The following is a 15,478-nucleotide window of genomic DNA, read 5'->3' as shown; positions in this document are numbered from 1 at the left end:
CTAGCGGGTCCGGCGGCGGGAGTCGATCTGGAGAAGGTCGCGGACCTGTTGAATCTGACGGCCCAACTGGGGGTCAGCCGCCAGCTTCTTCTCGGTTTGATCCACGGCGTACATCACGGTGGAGTGATCCTTGCCGCCAAAGGCATCGCCAATGCGGGGCAAGGACAAATTGGTGCCCTGGCGCATCAGGTACATGCCCACCTGCCGGGCTTGGCTCACGGCCCGCTTACGGCTGGCGCTCTTCATCTCATCGACGCCCACACCGAAGACCTCGGCCACCTTGTTCAAGACTTGATCCGGGGTGACCTCCACCTCAACACCGGCCGGTTCGAGCATCGGTGCCACCGATTCCACAGTCATCGGCAGACCGGTGATCGAAGCAAAGGCAACGGCTCGGGTCAGGGCACCCTCGAGCTCGCGAATGTTTGAGGTGAAGCGACCCGCGAGGTATTGGATCAGGTCCCGGGGCAGGCTGACCCGCTCGTGCTCCGCCTTCTTGTGCAGGATCGCCATCCGCGTTTCCAAATCAGGCGTTTGGATATCCGCGATCAGGCCCATCGAGAAGCGTGAGATCAAACGCTCCTGCAGACGGGGAATCTGGCTTGGGGGACGATCGCTGGCAATCACGATCTGGCGCCCGGCCTCATGCAGGGCGTTGAAGGTGTGGAAGAACTCCTCCTGGGTGTACTCCTTGCCCTCGATGAACTGGATGTCATCCACCAGGATCAAATCGGCAGCCCGGTAGCGATCCCGAAATTTCTGCATGCCGTCCTTGCGGATGGCCTGAATCAGATCGTTCGTGAAGGTCTCAGTGCTGACGTAGGCGACCCGGGCCTCCGGATCAATCTCCAGGCGGTAATGACCGATGGCCTGCATCAGGTGGGTTTTACCCAGACCCACCCCGCCGCAGATGAACAGCGGGTTGAACTCACGGCCGGGGGCCTCAGCGACGGCCAACGCCGCGGCATGGGCCATTCGACTGTTGGGCCCGACCACGAAGCGGTTGAAGACGTAGCGGGGATTCAGGCCCGGGGCCAACTTGCGCGGGGCCTCACCCGTGGCCGTGCGCTGCTGGGGGGCAGCGGAGCCTGGGGCCACCTCGACCCCGGCGGTCGTGGGGGGCTGACCGTTCAGGGTGATGCCCTGGGCGGACTCACCACCGGCCTCGACGCTGACCGCGATCGGGCGACCGGCGATCTCGCTGGCCACCGCGGCAATGGTGCTCAGGTAGTTCTTGCGCAGCCAGCCGCAAGCAAAGGTATTGGGGGCCAGCAGCTGCAGCTCGTTGCCCTGCAGGTCGACACACGTGGCCGGACGAATCCAGGTCTCAAACGTGGGTTTGGAGAGATTGCCTTGGAGTGCTTCTTGAACCTGACGCCACAGCGTTTCTCCCTGCTGCACCGTCACGTCATCCCCTGGGGTCCATGAATATAGGGGTGGTCTGAGGCGGGAGTGTCTCCGATGATGCGCCTGAACACCTGCCCCACATCTCTGCTGCGCATGACCCGTTTGATGCATGGCGTTCGCCCCCAGCTCGCCTTGGGTTGCTTGCTGCTGAGTGTGGGCCTGAGCGGCTGCGGGACCGGCGGTTTGCGGCTACCGCTCTGGAACGGCAGTAGGGGCGGAGACGGCGCTCAGGTCAGCGATGCTCCCGCCGCCGCCCCCCTGCCGGGGGGCAAAAGTTTTGTGGTCAACGCGGTCGACAAGGTCGGACCGGCAGTGGTGCGAATCGACACGGTGCGGCGGGTGGTCAACCCGATGGGCGGACTGTTTGGCAGTGGTCCCTCGGTGCAGCAACAGCAGGGGCAGGGCTCGGGCTTCATCACCCGATCCGACGGGGTGATCCTGACCAATGCCCACGTGGTCGAGGGCACCAATGAAGTGGGCGTCACCCTGCCGGATGGCCGCAATTTCAAGGGCAAGGTGCTGGGCTCTGACCCGGTCACCGATGTCGCTGTGGTGAAGGTGGCGGCAGCCAACCTGCCCGTGGCACCCCTGGGTAATTCCAAAGGCGTGCGGCCCGGCGAATGGGCGATCGCGATCGGCAACCCCCTGGGTCTCGATAACACCGTCACCTTGGGAATCATCAGCGCGGTGCAGCGCACCAATGCCCTCGGGGAGGGGCAACGGGTGCCCTACATCCAGACCGACGCGGCCGTGAACCCGGGCAACAGCGGCGGTCCCCTGATCAATGACCGCGGTCAGGTGATTGGGATCAACACCGCCATCCGACAGGCCCCTGGCGCGGGTCTGAGCTTTGCCATCCCGATCAACCTCGGGCGCCAAATCGCCGCACAAATCCTCGATCGCGGCCAGGCCTCCCACCCCTACATCGGTGTACGGCTCCAGGCCCTGACCCCCCAACTCGCCAGGGAGGTCAATGCCACCGATGCCGAGTGCCGGCTGCCGGAGACCAAAGGCGTCGTGGTGGTGGAGGTCATCCCCGGCAGTCCAGCCGCCAAGGGAGGCATGCGCGCCTGTGACCTGATTGAGCAGGTCGGCGGCAAGCCCGTGAAGAACCCCTCCGAAGTGCAGGTCGCGGTGGACCAGGGACGCGTCGGCCAGAACCTGGCGATCGTGATCCAGCGCAAGGAGCGGACGCTCACCCTGCAGATCAAGCCCGCTGAACTCCCCCGCGGGAAGTAGGCGCGGCCTTGGCTGCCCCTCTGACCCTGGTGGTCATGGCCCGCTGGCCGGCCCCCGGACGCTGCAAAACCAGGCTGGCCCGCCACACGGGTCGACTGGCGGCGGCCCAGATCCAACGCCAGCTGACGCAGCACAGCCTTGAGGTCAGCGGCCGCTGGAGCCAACGGCACCAGCACAAGCTGCTGATGGCCGTCGACGGTCTGGGGCCCCGCGGGTTGCGCCGCTGGCAGGGGCAGCTGCAGGCGCTCGCTCCAGGGGTTCAGCTCGGGCCACAGGGGGGAGGCAACTTGGGCTGCCGCATGCAGCGGCAGTTGCAGCGGGCCTTCCAGGCGGGGGCTGAGCGGGTGATCGTGATTGGAACGGATCTGCCCGCCCTGGAAACCAGTGATCTCGACGCCGCAGCCGAGGCACTCCTGAGGGCACCGCTGGTCCTTGGGCCCGCCCGAGATGGCGGCTACTGGTTGATTGGCCTGAACCGCTCCGGCTTCCGCCGCGCCGGATCCCGGCTGATGAGTGGCATCCCCTGGGGCAGCGATCAGGTGCTGCAGCGCAGCCTGGCTGCCGCCGCGGCGCACCAGCTCCCGGCGGTCCTGCTGCGACAGCAGAACGACCTCGATGAACCGAGCGATCTGGAGGACTGGCTGCGCTGCCAGCTGCCGCCCGCATGAAGCGACCGTCCCTGGCCGTCGTCATTCCCGCGCGGCAGGAAGCGCAGCGCCTACCGCTGTTGCTCGCCGATCTGCAGCAGGCCCCACTCGGGCTAGAGACAGAGCTGATCGTGGTGGACTCCAGCGCCGATCCAGGGACCGCCGACGTGGCCCAGCTCGCCGGCGCCCAGGTGATCCGCTGCGCCGCCAACCGTGGACTGCAACTCCAGGTCGGCATTGCCGCTGCAACGTCTCCTTGGTTGTTGCTGTTGCATGCCGACTGCAGGCTTCCGGCCCGTTGGGGGGCGTCGGTGGAACACGCCATGGGGCAAGCACCAGCCGCTTGGTACTTCGACTTCCAGGTCGCCGCGGCCGGTCTGCCGCTGCGGCTGCTGGAGCTGGCCGTTCAGCTGCGCTGCAGGATCCGGGCCCTGCCCTACGGCGACCAAGGGCTGCTGCTGCCGCGGGCCCTGCTGGAGCAGGCCGGGGGCATGCGGCCCCTGCCGCTGATGGAGGACCTGGATCTGATCCAACGGCTTCAACCCCTAGCCCCCCTGCGCCGACTCGGCCAACCACTGGCGGTCGATGGCCGCCGCTGGAGACGCGATGGGGTGCTGCGCACGGCAGAACGCAACGCGGCCCTGCGCCGGGCCTGGCGCCGGGGCGCCACGGCCCAGGAGCTCGCCCAGCGCTACTACCGCAGCCCCTAGGGGGCGTACCAGAAGGCGCAGCGGCGGTTTTGCGGTTCCAGCTCCCAACCCTGGGCGCCATAGAACTCGATCACGCCGGGATCGGCGAACAGGCTGATGCGCTCCACCTGCATCCGCTGCAGGCGCTCGATCACGTACTGCATCAGCTGTTTGCCCAGGCCCAGACCTTGGTAATGGGGGTGGACGGCCACATCCCAGACGGTGGCCTCGATCACCCCGTCACCGGTGCAGCGGGCAAAGCCCACCAGGCGCGGAAGGCGGGCGTCATGGCGCCAGAGGGCCACCACCAGGAGGCTGTTCTCCAGGGCAATGCGCACCCGCCTCATCGGACGGCGGCTCCAACCCACCGCATCGGTGAGTTGCTCGAGCTCATAGAGATCAATCTCCCGCTCCTGGCTCAAGACCAGTGAAGTCGGGGCGTTTGGGGTCGCGCAGACGCGATGGTCCCGGCCGTAGAGCTCCTCCAGTTCAGTGGCGCTGGAACCAATCAGAACGGAGCTCCCTGCGGGGTTCGGTTGATCCTGACCCACCAGGTCACCCCCTTGATGCAGGCTGGGTCCGTTTCTTGCATTGGGATCCCTGGGCGCAGCACCTCTGCTGGTTGGCGTGCATGGTTGGCTGCTCTCCGGGCGGCTGTGGGATCCGCTGCGCACGGCCCTGGAGCCCAGGTGGGACTGCTGGACCCCTGATCTGCCGGGCTTTGGCCAACGCCCGAGGCCCCAAGGCCTGCGGACCAACTTGGTCAGCTATGGCCGCTGGCTGGCGGAGGCGGCCCAGGAGCAAGCCGCCGGCCGGCCGATCGTGCTGATCGGCCACTCCCTGGGGGGAAGCCTGGTGCTCCATGCCGCCCCCCATCTGGGGGAGCAACTGCGGGGCATCATCCAGGTCGCCTCCGGAGGCGGGGTCTATCAGCCGCGGCCCTTTCGGATGGTGCGCAACGGCGGAGCCACCTTTCTGCGCTGGCGGCCGAGTTGGCTCGCCCAGGTGCCTGGCACCGAGGCCATTCGCAGCCCCCTGGTGGCGGAGCTCCGCGCCGCCCGCGGGCTGCTGGCCTGCAGCATGCAGCGCGGGGCCGTGCGCCAGCTGCCGGCGCTGACGAGCCAACTGCAGGTCCCCAGCCTCTGGGTGGTGGGCAGCAAGGACACGGTGATGGAGCCGCGCTACGTCCGCCATCTCTCGGGCTATGCCCCCAATGCCGAGGTGCAGGAGCTCGAAGGGGAAGGGCATCTGCCGATGCGCAGCGCCCCAGACGCCCTCGCCCGAGTCATCGAGGACTGGCTGGATCGAACCTTGTCCTAGAGCCTGGCCAGACCGCGTTCCTGCAGGTCGGCCAACTGGGCATAGAGACCACCGGCTGCGCGCAGGGCCGTGTGGGTTCCCTCTTCGATCAGGCGACCGCGCTTGAGCACCAGGATGCGGTGGGCTGCCTCCACCGTGGCCAGGCGGTGGGCGATGACGATGGCCGTCCGTTGGCGCAGAACCCGATCGAGATCCCGCTGCAGGGTGGCCTCGGTGGACGGGTCCAGGAAGGCCGTGGCCTCGTCCATCACCAAGACCGAGGGATTGCGGATCGCCACCCGCGCCACCGAGAGCAACTGGCGCTCACCGGAGGAGAGGTTGCTGCCGCGCTCGCGCAGCTCTGTGGCCAGCCCCGAAGGCAGTCGATCGAGCAGGGGCTCAAGACCCAGCTCCGAGCAGAGGCGCTCGAGCTCGACATCGCTGATGGCGCCATCGAGGCGCAGGTTGTCGGCCACGTTGCCGCTGAACAGGAAGGTGTCCTGCAGCACCACCCCGAGGCGCTGGCGCAGGGTGGGGATGGGCAACTCGCGGATGTCCACGCCATCCAGCAGGATCCGGCCCTGCTGGGGTTCATAGAGGCGGCAGAGCAGGCGGATGATGGTGGTCTTGCCCGATCCGGTCGGACCGACCAAGGCCACGTGCTCCCCAGGGGCAATCCGGAAGGAGAGGTCCGTCAGGATCGGATCGTCCGGGCGGTAGGCGAAGGAGACGTTTTCAAAAATCACCTCACCGGCGCTGCTGAAGTCGCTGCCACTGCGAATGGCGGCCGAGGAGCGCTGGTTCAGGGGCAGCTCCTGAATCTCAATGGGCTCCTCCAGCAGCTCACCGATGCGCTCAACAGCGGTCAGGCCGCCTTGGATCTGAGTGAAGCGCTCCGCCAACTGGCGCAGGGGATCAAACAGGCGCTGGGAATAGAGGATGAAGGTCGTCAGGGTGCCCAGGCCCATCGCCCCAGCGGTGACCATCCAGCCCCCCAGGGCCAGCACCAGGGAAATCGCCCCCAGGGACACCCACTCGATCAACGCCGAGATCGAGGAGTCGTAAAAGATCGTGCCGTTGACCGCATTGCGGTAGGCATCAGCGGTGCGGGCAAAGCGGGCGGAGTTGTGGGACTCCCGGCGGAACATCTGCACGACCTCCAGACCCTGAAGGTTCTCCTGCAAATCCGCGTTCAGCTGGGAGAGCTCTTCGCGAACCCGGTAGTTGGCCTTGCGGTAGCGCCTCTGCAACCAGAGCATGGTCAAGGTGACCGGCACCTGGACCGACAGCAGCAACACCCCGAGGCGCGGTTCAATCGCCACCATCGTCCCGGCGATCACCAAGAGGGTGACCAGGTCCGCCAGCAGCCCCACGGCGCCACTGCCAAAGACCTCGGCCAGGGCATCGACGTCACTGGTCAGGCGCGTCAGCAACTTGCCAACGGGCGTGCGGTCGTGGAAGCGCAGCGAGAGGTCGAGGGAATGGGCAAACAGGTCGTTGCGGATCCGCGCAGTCAGACGTTGGCCAACGGCCTGCACGTTGAAGCTCTGAACCCCCTGCAGGCCCAGGCGGATCAGGACCGCCACCAGCAAGAGCGACACCAGCGTCCGCAACTGGCCCGAGAGGGGCATGGCCTGCAGCCAGGGCAGCACCGGCTCCTGACGCAGGGCCGAAATCGCCTGTCCGACCAGCAGGGGTTGAACCGCCGCGGCACCCGCCACCGGGATCAGCAGCACCAGGGTGAGCAGCAGCCGTTTGCGATCGCGCCCGAGGTAGGGCAGAAGACGCAGCAGCCGTTGACGATCGCGCTTGGCCATCAAGCGCCTGCGCTGGCGATTTGATCGACGATCGATTGGATCTCGCCGGAATCGAGCCGCAGCGACAGCGGATGGCCCACCAGGCGGGCGGTGGAGTGGAACAGATCTTCGATGGCGATCAGGCCGTTTTCTTCGAGGGTGCGGCCGGTGGCCACCAGATCGACGATGGCTTCGCTCATGCCGGTGATCGGACCGAGCTCCACCGAGCCGGCCAGATGGATCAACTCCACAGGCAGATCCAGGGCCTCGAAGTACTCCTCAGCGCAGCGGGTGAACTTGCTGGCGATGCGGCAGTGGGCCGGCAGGTCACTGGCCCGGCGATAGGGACTGGAGGCCTTCACGGCCACGCTCATCCGGCAGCCGCCAAAGCCCAGATCCACCAACTGAGCCACGGGCAGCTGGTGTTCCTTCAAGACGTCGTAGCCCACCACCCCCAGCTGGGCCTGGCCGTAGGCCACATAGACCGGCACATCGGCATTGCGCACCAGCAGCGCCCGGGCGCGACCACAGACGCTGGGCACCATCAGCTGGCGGTTGCCCGGCTCCAGCACCGCTGCGAAATCCAGGCCGGCGGCCGCGAAGCGGCGGACCGAGTCCTTCAGCAGGGCTCCCTTGGCCAGCGCGACGGTGATCATGGTTGGCAGCCTGAACCGGGACTTTAACGATGCATGCCGCCACGACGGTTTCGCTGATCCCTGTGCTGAGCGACAACTACGTGTTCGTTCTCCACGGCGAAGGTCCGGGTGCGGTGGTGGTGGATCCGGCGGTGGCCGAGCCCGTGATCGCCTGGCTGGAGGAGAAGGGTCTGGAGCTGGAGGCGATCCTGCACACCCACCACCACAGCGACCACATCGGCGGAACACCCGGGCTGTTGCAGCGCTGGCCCGAGGCGGCGGTGATCGCCAGTGCCGCGGATCGTGAGCGGATCCCGCTGCAAACCCAAGGGGTCCAGGGGGGCGATCAGCTGAGGCTGTTGGGCCGAGAGCTGAGGGTGCTGGAGGTGCCCGGCCACACGCGTCACCACATTGCCTATGTCGTGGAGCCGGAGGCGGGAGGAGCCGCTGAGCTGTTCTGCGGCGACACCTTGTTTGCCGGCGGCTGCGGTCGCCTGTTTGAAGGCACCCCCGAGCAGATGCTCAGCTCCCTGGGCAGCCTGGCCGCCCTGGGGCCCGAGACCCGGGTCTGGTGCGCCCATGAGTACACCGAAGGCAACCTGCGCTGGGCGGCGGAGCGGGAACCGGACAATGCCGCGATCCGCACGCGACTGGCGGAGGTCCAGCAGCTGCGTCGTGAGGGACGGCCAACGATTCCCAGCCACATTGGACTGGAGCAGGAGACGAACCTGTTCATCCGGGCCCAAGACGCGGCGGCGCTGCGCCAGCTGCGCGGCCACAAGGACCTCTGGCGGGGCTAGGGCTCAGCCGCGGGCGATGAGGGCGGCACCACTGGGGTAGAGCCGGCCCTGCTCACCTGCGCGCAGGTGCAACTGACAGCGCTGGCCGCGGGCATAGTCCAGCTCCAAGGGCAGACGCAGGCGCAGGCGTCGGTCATCGAGCTGCACCTGATAGAGCCACTCACGGCCGAGGAATTCCCGGCCCACGACCCAGGCCTCGGCGTCATCGTCCGGAACCAAGGCGATGGCCTGCTGACTGACCAGCACCTCCAAGTCCGAGGAGGAGGACGCAGCAGCCCCGGCCTCCGTTGGTTCGAGCACCCCGAGGGGCGTGAGGCAAAGACCGTCCTGGAGCTGGGCCGGCAGCAGGTTGCCCTGCAGCACAAAGCGACCGACAAAGGAGGTCGCCGGGGCCGTCACCAGGTCGTGGGGGCTGGCGCATTGGTGCAGATGCCCGGACTCCAGGACCGCCACCCGATCACAGATCGCCATGGCCTCCTCCGGGTCGTGGGTCACGATCACCCCGCTGGCGCCGCAACGGGCCAGGACACCGGGAAGCTCCGCCCGCAGGCGCAGCCGCACCTCCACATCCAGATTGGAGAAGGGCTCATCGAGGAGCACCAGGGAACAGCCCGGAGCCAGGGCGCGGGCCAGGGCCAGGCGCTGCCGCTGACCGCCGGAGAGCTCATGGGGATAACGGCGCTCGAGGCCCTTGAGGCCCAGCAGTTCCAACAGCCAGGAGGCGCGACTGGTGTCCTGACCTGGCCTGAGGCCAAAGCAGGCGTTACGCCAGGCATCGAGGTGGGGGAAGAGGGCGTAGTCCTGAAAGACCATGCCCACGCCGCGGCGCTCCGGGGGTAACCAACGTCCCTGCCCGGCCACGGGGCGACCGCCGATGGACACAGAGCCGCGGTCGGGCTTCTCAAAACCAGCGATCAGGCGCAGCAGGGTGGTTTTGCCGCAGCCCGAGGGGCCCAGCAGGCCGACCAACTCACCGGGCTGGAGCTGGAAATCAATATCGCGAAGGGTCCAGTCACCACTGGAGGCGGGGCCGCTGTAGCGATGCCACAGGCCACTGAGCTCCACCTGCGGCTCCTGGGGGAGATCAGGGCTGGGCATCTCAGGGCGCATTCAGCAGGTTCGCCATAGGCTCGGCGCCACATCCTCTCGTGCAATGACCCTTCCAGCGATTGAGGCGGTGACAACCGCCGCGGCACCCGCACCGGTCGGCCCCTACAACCAGGCCGTCAAGGCGGGTGGGGTGCTCTATTGCTCCGGCCAAATCGCCCTGGATCCAGCCACCGGCGCGATGGTCGGCAATGGAGATGTGGAGGCTGAGACCCGCCAGGTGCTCAGCAACCTTCAGGCCGTGCTCAAGGAAGCCGGCTGCACGCCGCAGCAGGTGGTGCGCACCACGGTCTTCCTGGCCGATCTGGGGGATTTCGCCAAGGTGAACGCGCTCTACGCCGAGGTATTCGGAGAGGGGGTTTCCCCGGCTCGCGCCTGCGTGGAGGTGGCCGCACTGCCGAAGGCCGCCCGGGTGGAGATCGACTGCATCGCGGTGCTGGGCTGAATCAGCCGAAAGGTGAGATTGATCCGCTCGGTCCTGACCCGGGCACGGGCCGGTAGGGCGTGCTGCCAGTGGGCCTGGGTGGGCGGATCCATCACCAACAGATCGCCGTCATCCAGGCAAAGCGAGAAGGGCGCCTCAGCGGACGCAAGAGAAGAACGTCTCGGGCGAAAACGCAGATCGCGCGGAACGCCGATGCTCAAGGAGGCGATGGGGGCCTGGTTGTCGAGTTCCGGTTCGTCATCGGCATGCCAGCCCATGCGGTCGTCTCCAGTGCGGTAGCGGTTCAGCAGCAGGCTGTTGAAGCGAACCCCCAACTCCTGCTCCAGGAGATCGCGAAGGGGCGCAATGGAGGGACTCCAGGGGGTGATGGGCTGCACCTGGCCGCTGTAGCGGTAGCTGCAGCCGGGGTCAGCCATCCAGCAGGTCAGACGAGGCGTGGGGTGCTGGCGGCCAAAGACGCGCACCAGGGGCTGCTCCCAGGGAACCTCCTGAGCCAGGCGCTGACGCAGGGATTCCGTGGCGATTCCATGGCCCTGTAGCCAGGCGGAACCGTGGCGAAGCTTCAGGCCAGGACGCTCAATCGCAATCAAGGCTGGGCTGGTTCAATCACCCGAGCTTCAGCCACGGGGGGCGGGGCCAGGAGCGTCAGGCGTGTGGCCTGATCAAGAACCGGGGTGGGATCGAGGGCCAGCATCTGCTCCCCTTGGCGCTGGCGCAACTCGACATGGAGATGGGGACCACTGGCACGGCCGCTCTGGCCGACCAGGCCCAGGGTGGAGGCGGCCGTCAGGAAGTCACCTTTGCGGACGTTGGCGCTCTGCAGATGGGCATAGAGGCTCTGCCAACCGCGGCCATGGTCCAGGACCACCGTGAGGCCGTAGCCGTCGATGGGCTCCACCAGAACCACACGTCCCGGAAGCATGGCCAGAACAGGCGTGCCCGCGGGAGCCACCAGGTCCTGACCGGCGTGCATGCGCCAGGCCCCGCGGGAGCTCGAATAGCGCCAGCCGTAGGGGTCCACCTCCGTGGCTTTGACCGCCAAGGGATAGACCACACGGATCGGCTGACCAGGACGCAGTGGCCAGGCCAGAGAATCGGGCATGGTCTCCGTGGTCCCCATCCCGGGCGTCAGGTCAGCGACCGGAGTATCGCCGGGGATTTGCAGTGGCCTCTCGGGGAGAGCCAAAGCAGGACAAGGCAGCAGACAGCCCGTCAGCCCAGCCAGGACAGCAACAGCGCGAACGGGGCCGAATCCCATGGTGGGGCGAGGACTTCGGGCCCGTTGTACCGGGGCCCAGCGCCACGGCCAGCCCAGCGGATCGACCGGTAAGCTCCAGACATACGGGGCGTGGCGCAGCTTGGTAGCGCGGGTGCTTTGGGAGCACTAGGTCGCAGGTTCGAATCCTGTCGCCCCGATTGAGCAAAAGCATGGCCTTGCAGTGGGACTTAGGCGTGAACACCACGACCTAGGCACATTCGCCGACAAGAGCCTCTAGTCATCGTCATCTCCCCGTTTGCCCGATCCGTGGCTAAGCCGGGGTGTAAGAGAGAAATCCGTGGGCAAGCTGTTCAACTTGGCTGTTGAGCTCTCCAAGGGCGAGATCGTCGGGACGTTGGTCCACGCAGCGAGTGCTGAGGAGGCCAGAGCTTTTGGACAGGATCTCTTTCCAGGCTGCAACGTGATGGCCGTCCTGCATGAAGGCGAACCTGGCGCCAAGAACGACTGAGAGATGGTCACCCAGAAGCTCACTACATCGGCGCTAGCACTCCTTGCCGGGGTGCTGGTTGCTGCCCCAGCGCTGGCTCAGAGAGACGAGCGACCACCGCAACGCACAGACCACTACAAGACTCCTTGCACCATCAATTCTTTCCCCTCTTGGTGTGCCGTCAGCCTCGTTGGCGACATTCCTCAGAGCATGAAGGTTGAGTTCGCCCATGGAGACGGTCCGATCTTCACCTTGCTGCCGATCAGCCAAAACCGGGACTCACTAGGTGCGTTGAAGATGCGCGAGTTGAACACAGGCCAGGTCTGGATGCAGCGGGACTACGGCTTCAGCTTCTTGCTTGAAGAGGGCGAGTTCAGCAATGCAATTTGCGTTGGGCCTGGAGCACGACTTCCCTATCCCCGAGGCTGCGCCAAGCCCTAACCCGCCAGCCGCTTCGCCGGCCCCAGATCCCTCCTCAGGGGAGATAACACAGACGGCGTGACGGAATCCAGAAGTCCCGTCCAATTCCGCCTGGCTATCGATACCTCTAGGGAACAACCATCACCTCATCAACGGCAGATCCAAGGCCCCACTGTCATGGAGACTCACTCGTACGGCCCAACTGGTCGCTCACCTGCCGAACGCGCCATCACGCTGCCGCTGTTGAATCCAGGTCCCAAAAGCTCGAACCGCTCCTAGTGAAGAGGCACAGAGTGCTCAACCCGGAGCTTGTGACGCGATAGGTCTGTCCATCTGCCTTGCTTTTGAGCATGGCCTGCAATTCGGCAAGCTCGCGCTGTTCGTGCTCCTCTGTCTGACTCCAGCCCTGGTGTGTGAGGACTTCGATGCGGTACACGGAACCCTGATGTGGTGTTGTGGGCGCACAAATTCGATCAACCGTTCGGCGTTGGGGGAAATTGACAGGAAGACTTTGGGATCACGTCACCAAGAGCTGAAAGTCCACGCAGTAAAAAGCCGGAGTCCCACCCCCGGCCATGTCTTCCCTTACCTAGTTATCCGCAGTGTTACGGGTCAATAGAAGCGGCACCAGTAGACGTTGCCATGGGTACGGCTACCTATGTGCTCGTTGGATTTTCCCTACCTAAGGGGATCAGGGTGCAGAGGGAAAGCCCGCACACCTAGAGCAGGACAAAACACAGCTCGAGGGGTTCCGCACACAAAGCCATGGACGCTCCTCTTCCCTCAAGCTGCCCCCGCTGCCGAGTGATCAAGCTCTCCCCGAACAGCACATTGACGTGCCGACGGACAACCTCGTCAGTCGAACCGACTGCACTTGCAAGAGCCAGAGGCATCTGCCAATCGTCGTCCCGGGCGAGGTGATCAAGGATCTTCTGACGAAGCTCACGCCTGTCTTCCCGCATTTCGTCACCGCCAACAGAGGCCAGCGAAAAGCGGTAGCGCTCTTCGCAGCCATCGAGTGTCCAGTTGGTGGCGCGGATGCCTGGGGAGCGCTTGATCGCTGCCTTGATCCTGAACGTCCCACCTCTGGTTTCTTGACCAACCAAGAAACGGAAGGGGCATCGGATCAGGAAGCGGCAAAACAGCGCCACAAGCACAGCTGTTACAACGCTTCAGCCAGGAAGCGCGAACAGTCCCCTACAGTTCGAAATATTCCTTTACAACGGGATTGCTCGGCATGTTCACGCTTGAAAAAGCTGCCCAGATCTTCCCGGAGACGCGTTCGGCTGATGTTGTACCTGCGATCACAGCACGCTTTGCGCTACTGAGCGCAGAAGATCAGCTCGCCCTGATTTGGTACGCCTATCTCCAGATGGGCACAACGATCACGGTGGCTGCCCCTGCTGCCGCCCGGATGCAGTTTGCGGAGCGCATCCTCAACGACATCAAGGCGATGGGCTTCCTGGAGCAAAGCCAGGTGATGTGTGATCTGGCAAACCGCAGCGATACGGAGATCGGCCGGACCTATGCGACCTGGTCGGTCAATATCAAGTTGGGCTTCTGGTATCAGCTCGGTGAGTGGATGGCTGCCGGCCAGGTGGCTCCGATCCCGGAGGACTATCAGCTCTCAGCCAACGCCTCCGCCGTCCTCAACTCCCTCAAGGGTGTTGAACAGGGCCAGCAAATCACCTTGCTGCGCAATTTCGTGGTGGACATGGGCTTCGATCCAGCCAAGGGCGAAGGTCAGCGGGTCATGGAGCCCGTTGCTCCTCCCACTCCGGAAGAGCAGCGCAAGAAGGTGTTCATCGAGGGGGTGATCAACCCCACAGTGAACAGCTACATGGATCTGCTCAACGCCAACGACTTTGACAACCTGATCCAGCTGTTCCTGCCCGACGGCGCTCTGCAGGCTCCATTCCAGAAGCCGATCGTGGGCACCGATGCGATCCTGCGTTTCTTCCGCGAGGACTGCCAGAACCTCAGGCTTCTGCCTGAGCGTGGCTACGCCGAACCCACTAACGACGGGTTCACCCAGATCAAGGTGACCGGCAAAGTGCAGACCCCCTGGTTCGGTGCCGGCATCGGTATGAACGTGGCCTGGCGCTTCCTGCTCAACCCCGAAGGAAAGATCTACTTCGTGGCGATTGACCTGCTCGCATCACCGGCCGATCTGCTCAAGTTCGCCCGTTGAGCCTGCTGCTCAACGGAGGCTTGATCCTGGGCTGGGGACTCTCCCTGGCACTGGCACTGGAGGCCAACACAACCCAAGCCCCTCTGTGGCTTTTGGTGGTGTTGGTCCTTCTGCGCACCCAGCTGCAAACCGGGCTGTTCATCGTGGCCCATGACGCCATGCATGGTCTGCTTGTCCCCGGACGACGCCGCTGGAACAACGCCATGGGTGCTTTTGCGCTGCTGGTTTATGCGGGCTTGCCGTTTGCTGGGTGTCTACGGCAACACCAGCGGCATCACCGTGCACCGGGGCGTCTCCAGGATCCCGATTTCCCAAGCGACCTGCAGAGCGGTGCCATCAGTTGGTATGGCCAGTTCCTGGCGCGCTATCTGAGCACCAGGCAGATGCTGCTGTTACTGGCTGGTTGGGGGCTGGCCCTGGGTCTGACCGTAACGGCAGCCGAGGTGCCTCTGGCGGTCGCGATCGGGCGCGTTCTGCTCTTCATCACGCTTCCATTGCTGTTGAGCTCCCTGCAGCTGTTCGTCTTCGGCACGTTCCTGCCCCATCGGTGTCAGCGACAGCCAGAACGGCGAGCCCAGCCGATCAGCCTGGACCTACCGCCGTGGCTGTCTCTGCTGACCTGCTTCCACTTCGGCTATCACCGTGAACACCACAACAACCCAGGCCTGAGCTGGTTTGAACTGCCGGCCGCCCGGTCGCTGCACCGGTCGCTCGCAGTGGCGGAACCGCTCCGGTAGCGTCTGAAACAGCTAGGTCAGGCCAGATGAATGAAGCGGCGACTGACAGCTGGACAGATAGCGAGCAGGCTATTGCTCGAGCTGCCTTTGAGACGGCCTACAACCGTGCCGTCATGGAATTGGTGGCCTCTGTGCAATCAAAGGCCTCCAACCTGGGTGATGTCAGCTCGGTCTGGGCGCTGCATGACTTCCTGAGCATCGAGCGCCACACCATCGAAGGCCGGTTTGATTTCCGCCTGGAGGGGATCTTGTTTGTCTTTGCAAGCCTCGTGAAAGACGAGCTTCTGCAACTTCAAGAGCTCGAAGGACTCACAGCCGACAAGCTGGCCAAGATTTCGGCCATGTCTCGCTTCTGAACAA

General features: G+C 65.2%; 18 protein-coding genes and 1 tRNA gene. 11 read left to right on the top strand and 8 right to left on the bottom strand.

The features are described 5' to 3' along the window. Positions 1 to 1,407, bottom strand: coding sequence for a chromosomal replication initiator protein DnaA (dnaA, locus tag QZ186_RS07915; protein WP_296416370.1), 1,407 nt, complete (start codon positions 1,405 to 1,407; stop codon positions 1 to 3). Positions 1,408 to 1,500: 93 nt separating this feature from the next. Between dnaA and QZ186_RS07910 the strand changes: the two genes are divergently transcribed. From QZ186_RS07910 to QZ186_RS07900, 3 genes are read left to right on the top strand one after another with little or no spacing between them, the layout of a single operon-like run. Continuing rightward, positions 1,501 to 2,646, top strand: coding sequence for a trypsin-like peptidase domain-containing protein (locus tag QZ186_RS07910; RefSeq protein ID WP_050778462.1), 1,146 nt, complete (start codon positions 1,501 to 1,503; stop codon positions 2,644 to 2,646). 8 nt (positions 2,647 to 2,654) lie between these two features. Further along, a complete protein-coding gene (locus QZ186_RS07905; protein ID WP_247477739.1) occupies positions 2,655 to 3,314 on the top strand; it encodes a TIGR04282 family arsenosugar biosynthesis glycosyltransferase in 660 nt (219 codons plus the stop codon). After that, entirely contained in the window at positions 3,311 to 4,003 is a 693-nt protein-coding gene (locus QZ186_RS07900) for a TIGR04283 family arsenosugar biosynthesis glycosyltransferase (RefSeq protein WP_296416369.1), read from the top strand. Before QZ186_RS07905 ends, QZ186_RS07900 begins: the two co-directional genes overlap by 4 nt. Here QZ186_RS07900 and QZ186_RS07895 read toward each other — a convergent pair. After that, positions 4,000 to 4,470 carry a GNAT family N-acetyltransferase gene (locus tag QZ186_RS07895; RefSeq protein WP_247479926.1) on the bottom strand — a complete coding sequence of 157 codons (471 nt, stop codon included), beginning with the start codon at positions 4,468 to 4,470 and terminating at the stop codon, positions 4,000 to 4,002. The genes QZ186_RS07900 and QZ186_RS07895 overlap by 4 nt on opposite strands. Positions 4,471 to 4,609: 139 nt before the next feature. On the opposite strand from QZ186_RS07895, the gene QZ186_RS07890 reads away from it, so the two are divergent. Continuing rightward, positions 4,610 to 5,302 carry an alpha/beta hydrolase gene (locus QZ186_RS07890; RefSeq protein ID WP_296420849.1) on the top strand — a complete coding sequence of 231 codons (693 nt, stop codon included), beginning with the start codon at positions 4,610 to 4,612 and terminating at the stop codon, positions 5,300 to 5,302. Here the strand turns inward: QZ186_RS07890 and QZ186_RS07885 are convergent. Together QZ186_RS07885 and hisG are read right to left on the bottom strand one after the other, a co-directional pair. Beyond that, positions 5,299 to 7,098 carry an ABC transporter ATP-binding protein gene (locus tag QZ186_RS07885; RefSeq protein WP_296416368.1) on the bottom strand — a complete coding sequence of 600 codons (1,800 nt, stop codon included), beginning with the start codon at positions 7,096 to 7,098 and terminating at the stop codon, positions 5,299 to 5,301. The genes QZ186_RS07890 and QZ186_RS07885 overlap by 4 nt on opposite strands. Further along, positions 7,098 to 7,733, bottom strand: coding sequence for an ATP phosphoribosyltransferase (gene hisG / locus QZ186_RS07880; RefSeq protein ID WP_010316491.1), 636 nt, complete (start codon positions 7,731 to 7,733; stop codon positions 7,098 to 7,100). The genes QZ186_RS07885 and hisG overlap by 1 nt, the downstream gene beginning before the upstream one ends. Before the next feature lie 29 nt (positions 7,734 to 7,762). Here hisG and gloB point away from each other — a divergent pair, with 29 nt between their 5' ends. Continuing rightward, positions 7,763 to 8,512: a hydroxyacylglutathione hydrolase gene (gene gloB, locus QZ186_RS07875; protein ID WP_296416367.1), complete on the top strand. Its 750-nt coding sequence runs from the start codon at positions 7,763 to 7,765 to the stop codon at positions 8,510 to 8,512. A 3-nt stretch (positions 8,513 to 8,515) separates the two neighbouring features. On the opposite strand, the gene QZ186_RS07870 is transcribed toward gloB, so the two are convergent. Further along, positions 8,516 to 9,622, bottom strand: coding sequence for an ABC transporter ATP-binding protein (locus QZ186_RS07870; RefSeq protein WP_247477735.1), 1,107 nt, complete (start codon positions 9,620 to 9,622; stop codon positions 8,516 to 8,518). 43 nt (positions 9,623 to 9,665) lie between these two features. Here QZ186_RS07870 and QZ186_RS07865 point away from each other — a divergent pair, with 43 nt between their 5' ends. Beyond that, positions 9,666 to 10,064, top strand: coding sequence for a Rid family detoxifying hydrolase (locus QZ186_RS07865; RefSeq protein ID WP_071777973.1), 399 nt, complete (start codon positions 9,666 to 9,668; stop codon positions 10,062 to 10,064). Here the strand turns inward: QZ186_RS07865 and QZ186_RS07860 are convergent. Next, the gene (locus tag QZ186_RS07860) at positions 9,953 to 10,654 is read right to left on the bottom strand and encodes an alpha-ketoglutarate-dependent dioxygenase AlkB (protein ID WP_247477734.1); all 702 of its coding nucleotides are present in this window, start codon (positions 10,652 to 10,654) and stop codon (positions 9,953 to 9,955) included. The two genes, QZ186_RS07865 and QZ186_RS07860, sit on opposite strands and share 112 nt — an antisense overlap. After that, on the bottom strand, positions 10,651 to 11,322 hold the full coding sequence (locus QZ186_RS07855) for a M23 family metallopeptidase (protein WP_296416365.1): 672 nt from the start codon (positions 11,320 to 11,322) through the stop codon (positions 10,651 to 10,653). Before QZ186_RS07855 ends, QZ186_RS07860 begins: the two co-directional genes overlap by 4 nt. Positions 11,323 to 11,406: 84 nt before the next feature. On the opposite strand from QZ186_RS07855, the gene QZ186_RS07850 reads away from it, so the two are divergent. Beyond that, positions 11,407 to 11,480, top strand: a tRNA-Pro gene (locus tag QZ186_RS07850). A 500-nt stretch (positions 11,481 to 11,980) separates the two neighbouring features. Next, complete coding sequence (locus QZ186_RS07845; RefSeq protein ID WP_010316186.1) at positions 11,981 to 12,211, top strand: hypothetical protein; 231 nt, start codon at positions 11,981 to 11,983, stop codon at positions 12,209 to 12,211. A gap of 698 nt (positions 12,212 to 12,909) precedes the next feature. On the opposite strand, the gene QZ186_RS07840 is transcribed toward QZ186_RS07845, so the two are convergent. Next, positions 12,910 to 13,341 carry a hypothetical protein gene (locus QZ186_RS07840; protein WP_296416364.1) on the bottom strand — a complete coding sequence of 144 codons (432 nt, stop codon included), beginning with the start codon at positions 13,339 to 13,341 and terminating at the stop codon, positions 12,910 to 12,912. 86 nt (positions 13,342 to 13,427) lie between these two features. On the opposite strand from QZ186_RS07840, the gene QZ186_RS07835 reads away from it, so the two are divergent. From QZ186_RS07835 to QZ186_RS07825, 3 genes are read left to right on the top strand one after another with little or no spacing between them, the layout of a single operon-like run. Next, complete coding sequence (locus QZ186_RS07835) at positions 13,428 to 14,381, top strand: orange carotenoid-binding protein (protein ID WP_010316178.1); 954 nt, start codon at positions 13,428 to 13,430, stop codon at positions 14,379 to 14,381. Further along, on the top strand, positions 14,378 to 15,118 hold the full coding sequence (locus QZ186_RS07830) for a fatty acid desaturase (protein ID WP_296416363.1): 741 nt from the start codon (positions 14,378 to 14,380) through the stop codon (positions 15,116 to 15,118). The genes QZ186_RS07835 and QZ186_RS07830 overlap by 4 nt, the downstream gene beginning before the upstream one ends. A 26-nt stretch (positions 15,119 to 15,144) precedes the next feature. After that, the gene (locus QZ186_RS07825) at positions 15,145 to 15,474 is read left to right on the top strand and encodes a hypothetical protein (RefSeq protein ID WP_296416362.1); all 330 of its coding nucleotides are present in this window, start codon (positions 15,145 to 15,147) and stop codon (positions 15,472 to 15,474) included. Positions 15,475 to 15,478: the final 4 nt, after the last annotated feature.

The organism is Vulcanococcus sp. DEBay_Sum29NL08_54 (genome assembly GCF_017859255.1).
Taxonomy (GTDB): domain Bacteria; phylum Cyanobacteriota; class Cyanobacteriia; order PCC-6307; family Cyanobiaceae; genus Vulcanococcus.
The sequence above is the reverse complement of the archived record's forward strand: the minus strand, read 5'-3'. Positions and strand labels throughout refer to the sequence as shown.

Excerpts from the sequence above, each read along its gene's own strand:
- QZ186_RS07835 (WP_010316178.1), top strand. The coding sequence starts at position 13,428 with ATGTTCACGCTTGAAAAAGCTGCCCAGATCTTCCCGGAGACGCGTTCG.
- QZ186_RS07865 (WP_071777973.1), top strand. The coding sequence starts at position 9,666 with ATGACCCTTCCAGCGATTGAGGCGGTGACAACCGCCGCGGCACCCGCA.
- gloB (WP_296416367.1), top strand. The coding sequence starts at position 7,763 with ATGCATGCCGCCACGACGGTTTCGCTGATCCCTGTGCTGAGCGACAAC.
- QZ186_RS07845 (WP_010316186.1), top strand. The coding sequence starts at position 11,981 with ATGAAGGTTGAGTTCGCCCATGGAGACGGTCCGATCTTCACCTTGCTG.
- QZ186_RS07870 (WP_247477735.1), bottom strand. The coding sequence starts at position 9,622 with ATGCGCCCTGAGATGCCCAGCCCTGATCTCCCCCAGGAGCCGCAGGTG.
- hisG (WP_010316491.1), bottom strand. The coding sequence starts at position 7,733 with ATGATCACCGTCGCGCTGGCCAAGGGAGCCCTGCTGAAGGACTCGGTC.
- QZ186_RS07825 (WP_296416362.1), top strand. The coding sequence starts at position 15,145 with ATGAATGAAGCGGCGACTGACAGCTGGACAGATAGCGAGCAGGCTATT.
- QZ186_RS07910 (WP_050778462.1), top strand. The coding sequence starts at position 1,501 with ATGACCCGTTTGATGCATGGCGTTCGCCCCCAGCTCGCCTTGGGTTGC.
- QZ186_RS07885 (WP_296416368.1), bottom strand. The coding sequence starts at position 7,098 with ATGGCCAAGCGCGATCGTCAACGGCTGCTGCGTCTTCTGCCCTACCTC.
- QZ186_RS07855 (WP_296416365.1), bottom strand. The coding sequence starts at position 11,322 with ATGGGATTCGGCCCCGTTCGCGCTGTTGCTGTCCTGGCTGGGCTGACG.
- QZ186_RS07900 (WP_296416369.1), top strand. The coding sequence starts at position 3,311 with ATGAAGCGACCGTCCCTGGCCGTCGTCATTCCCGCGCGGCAGGAAGCG.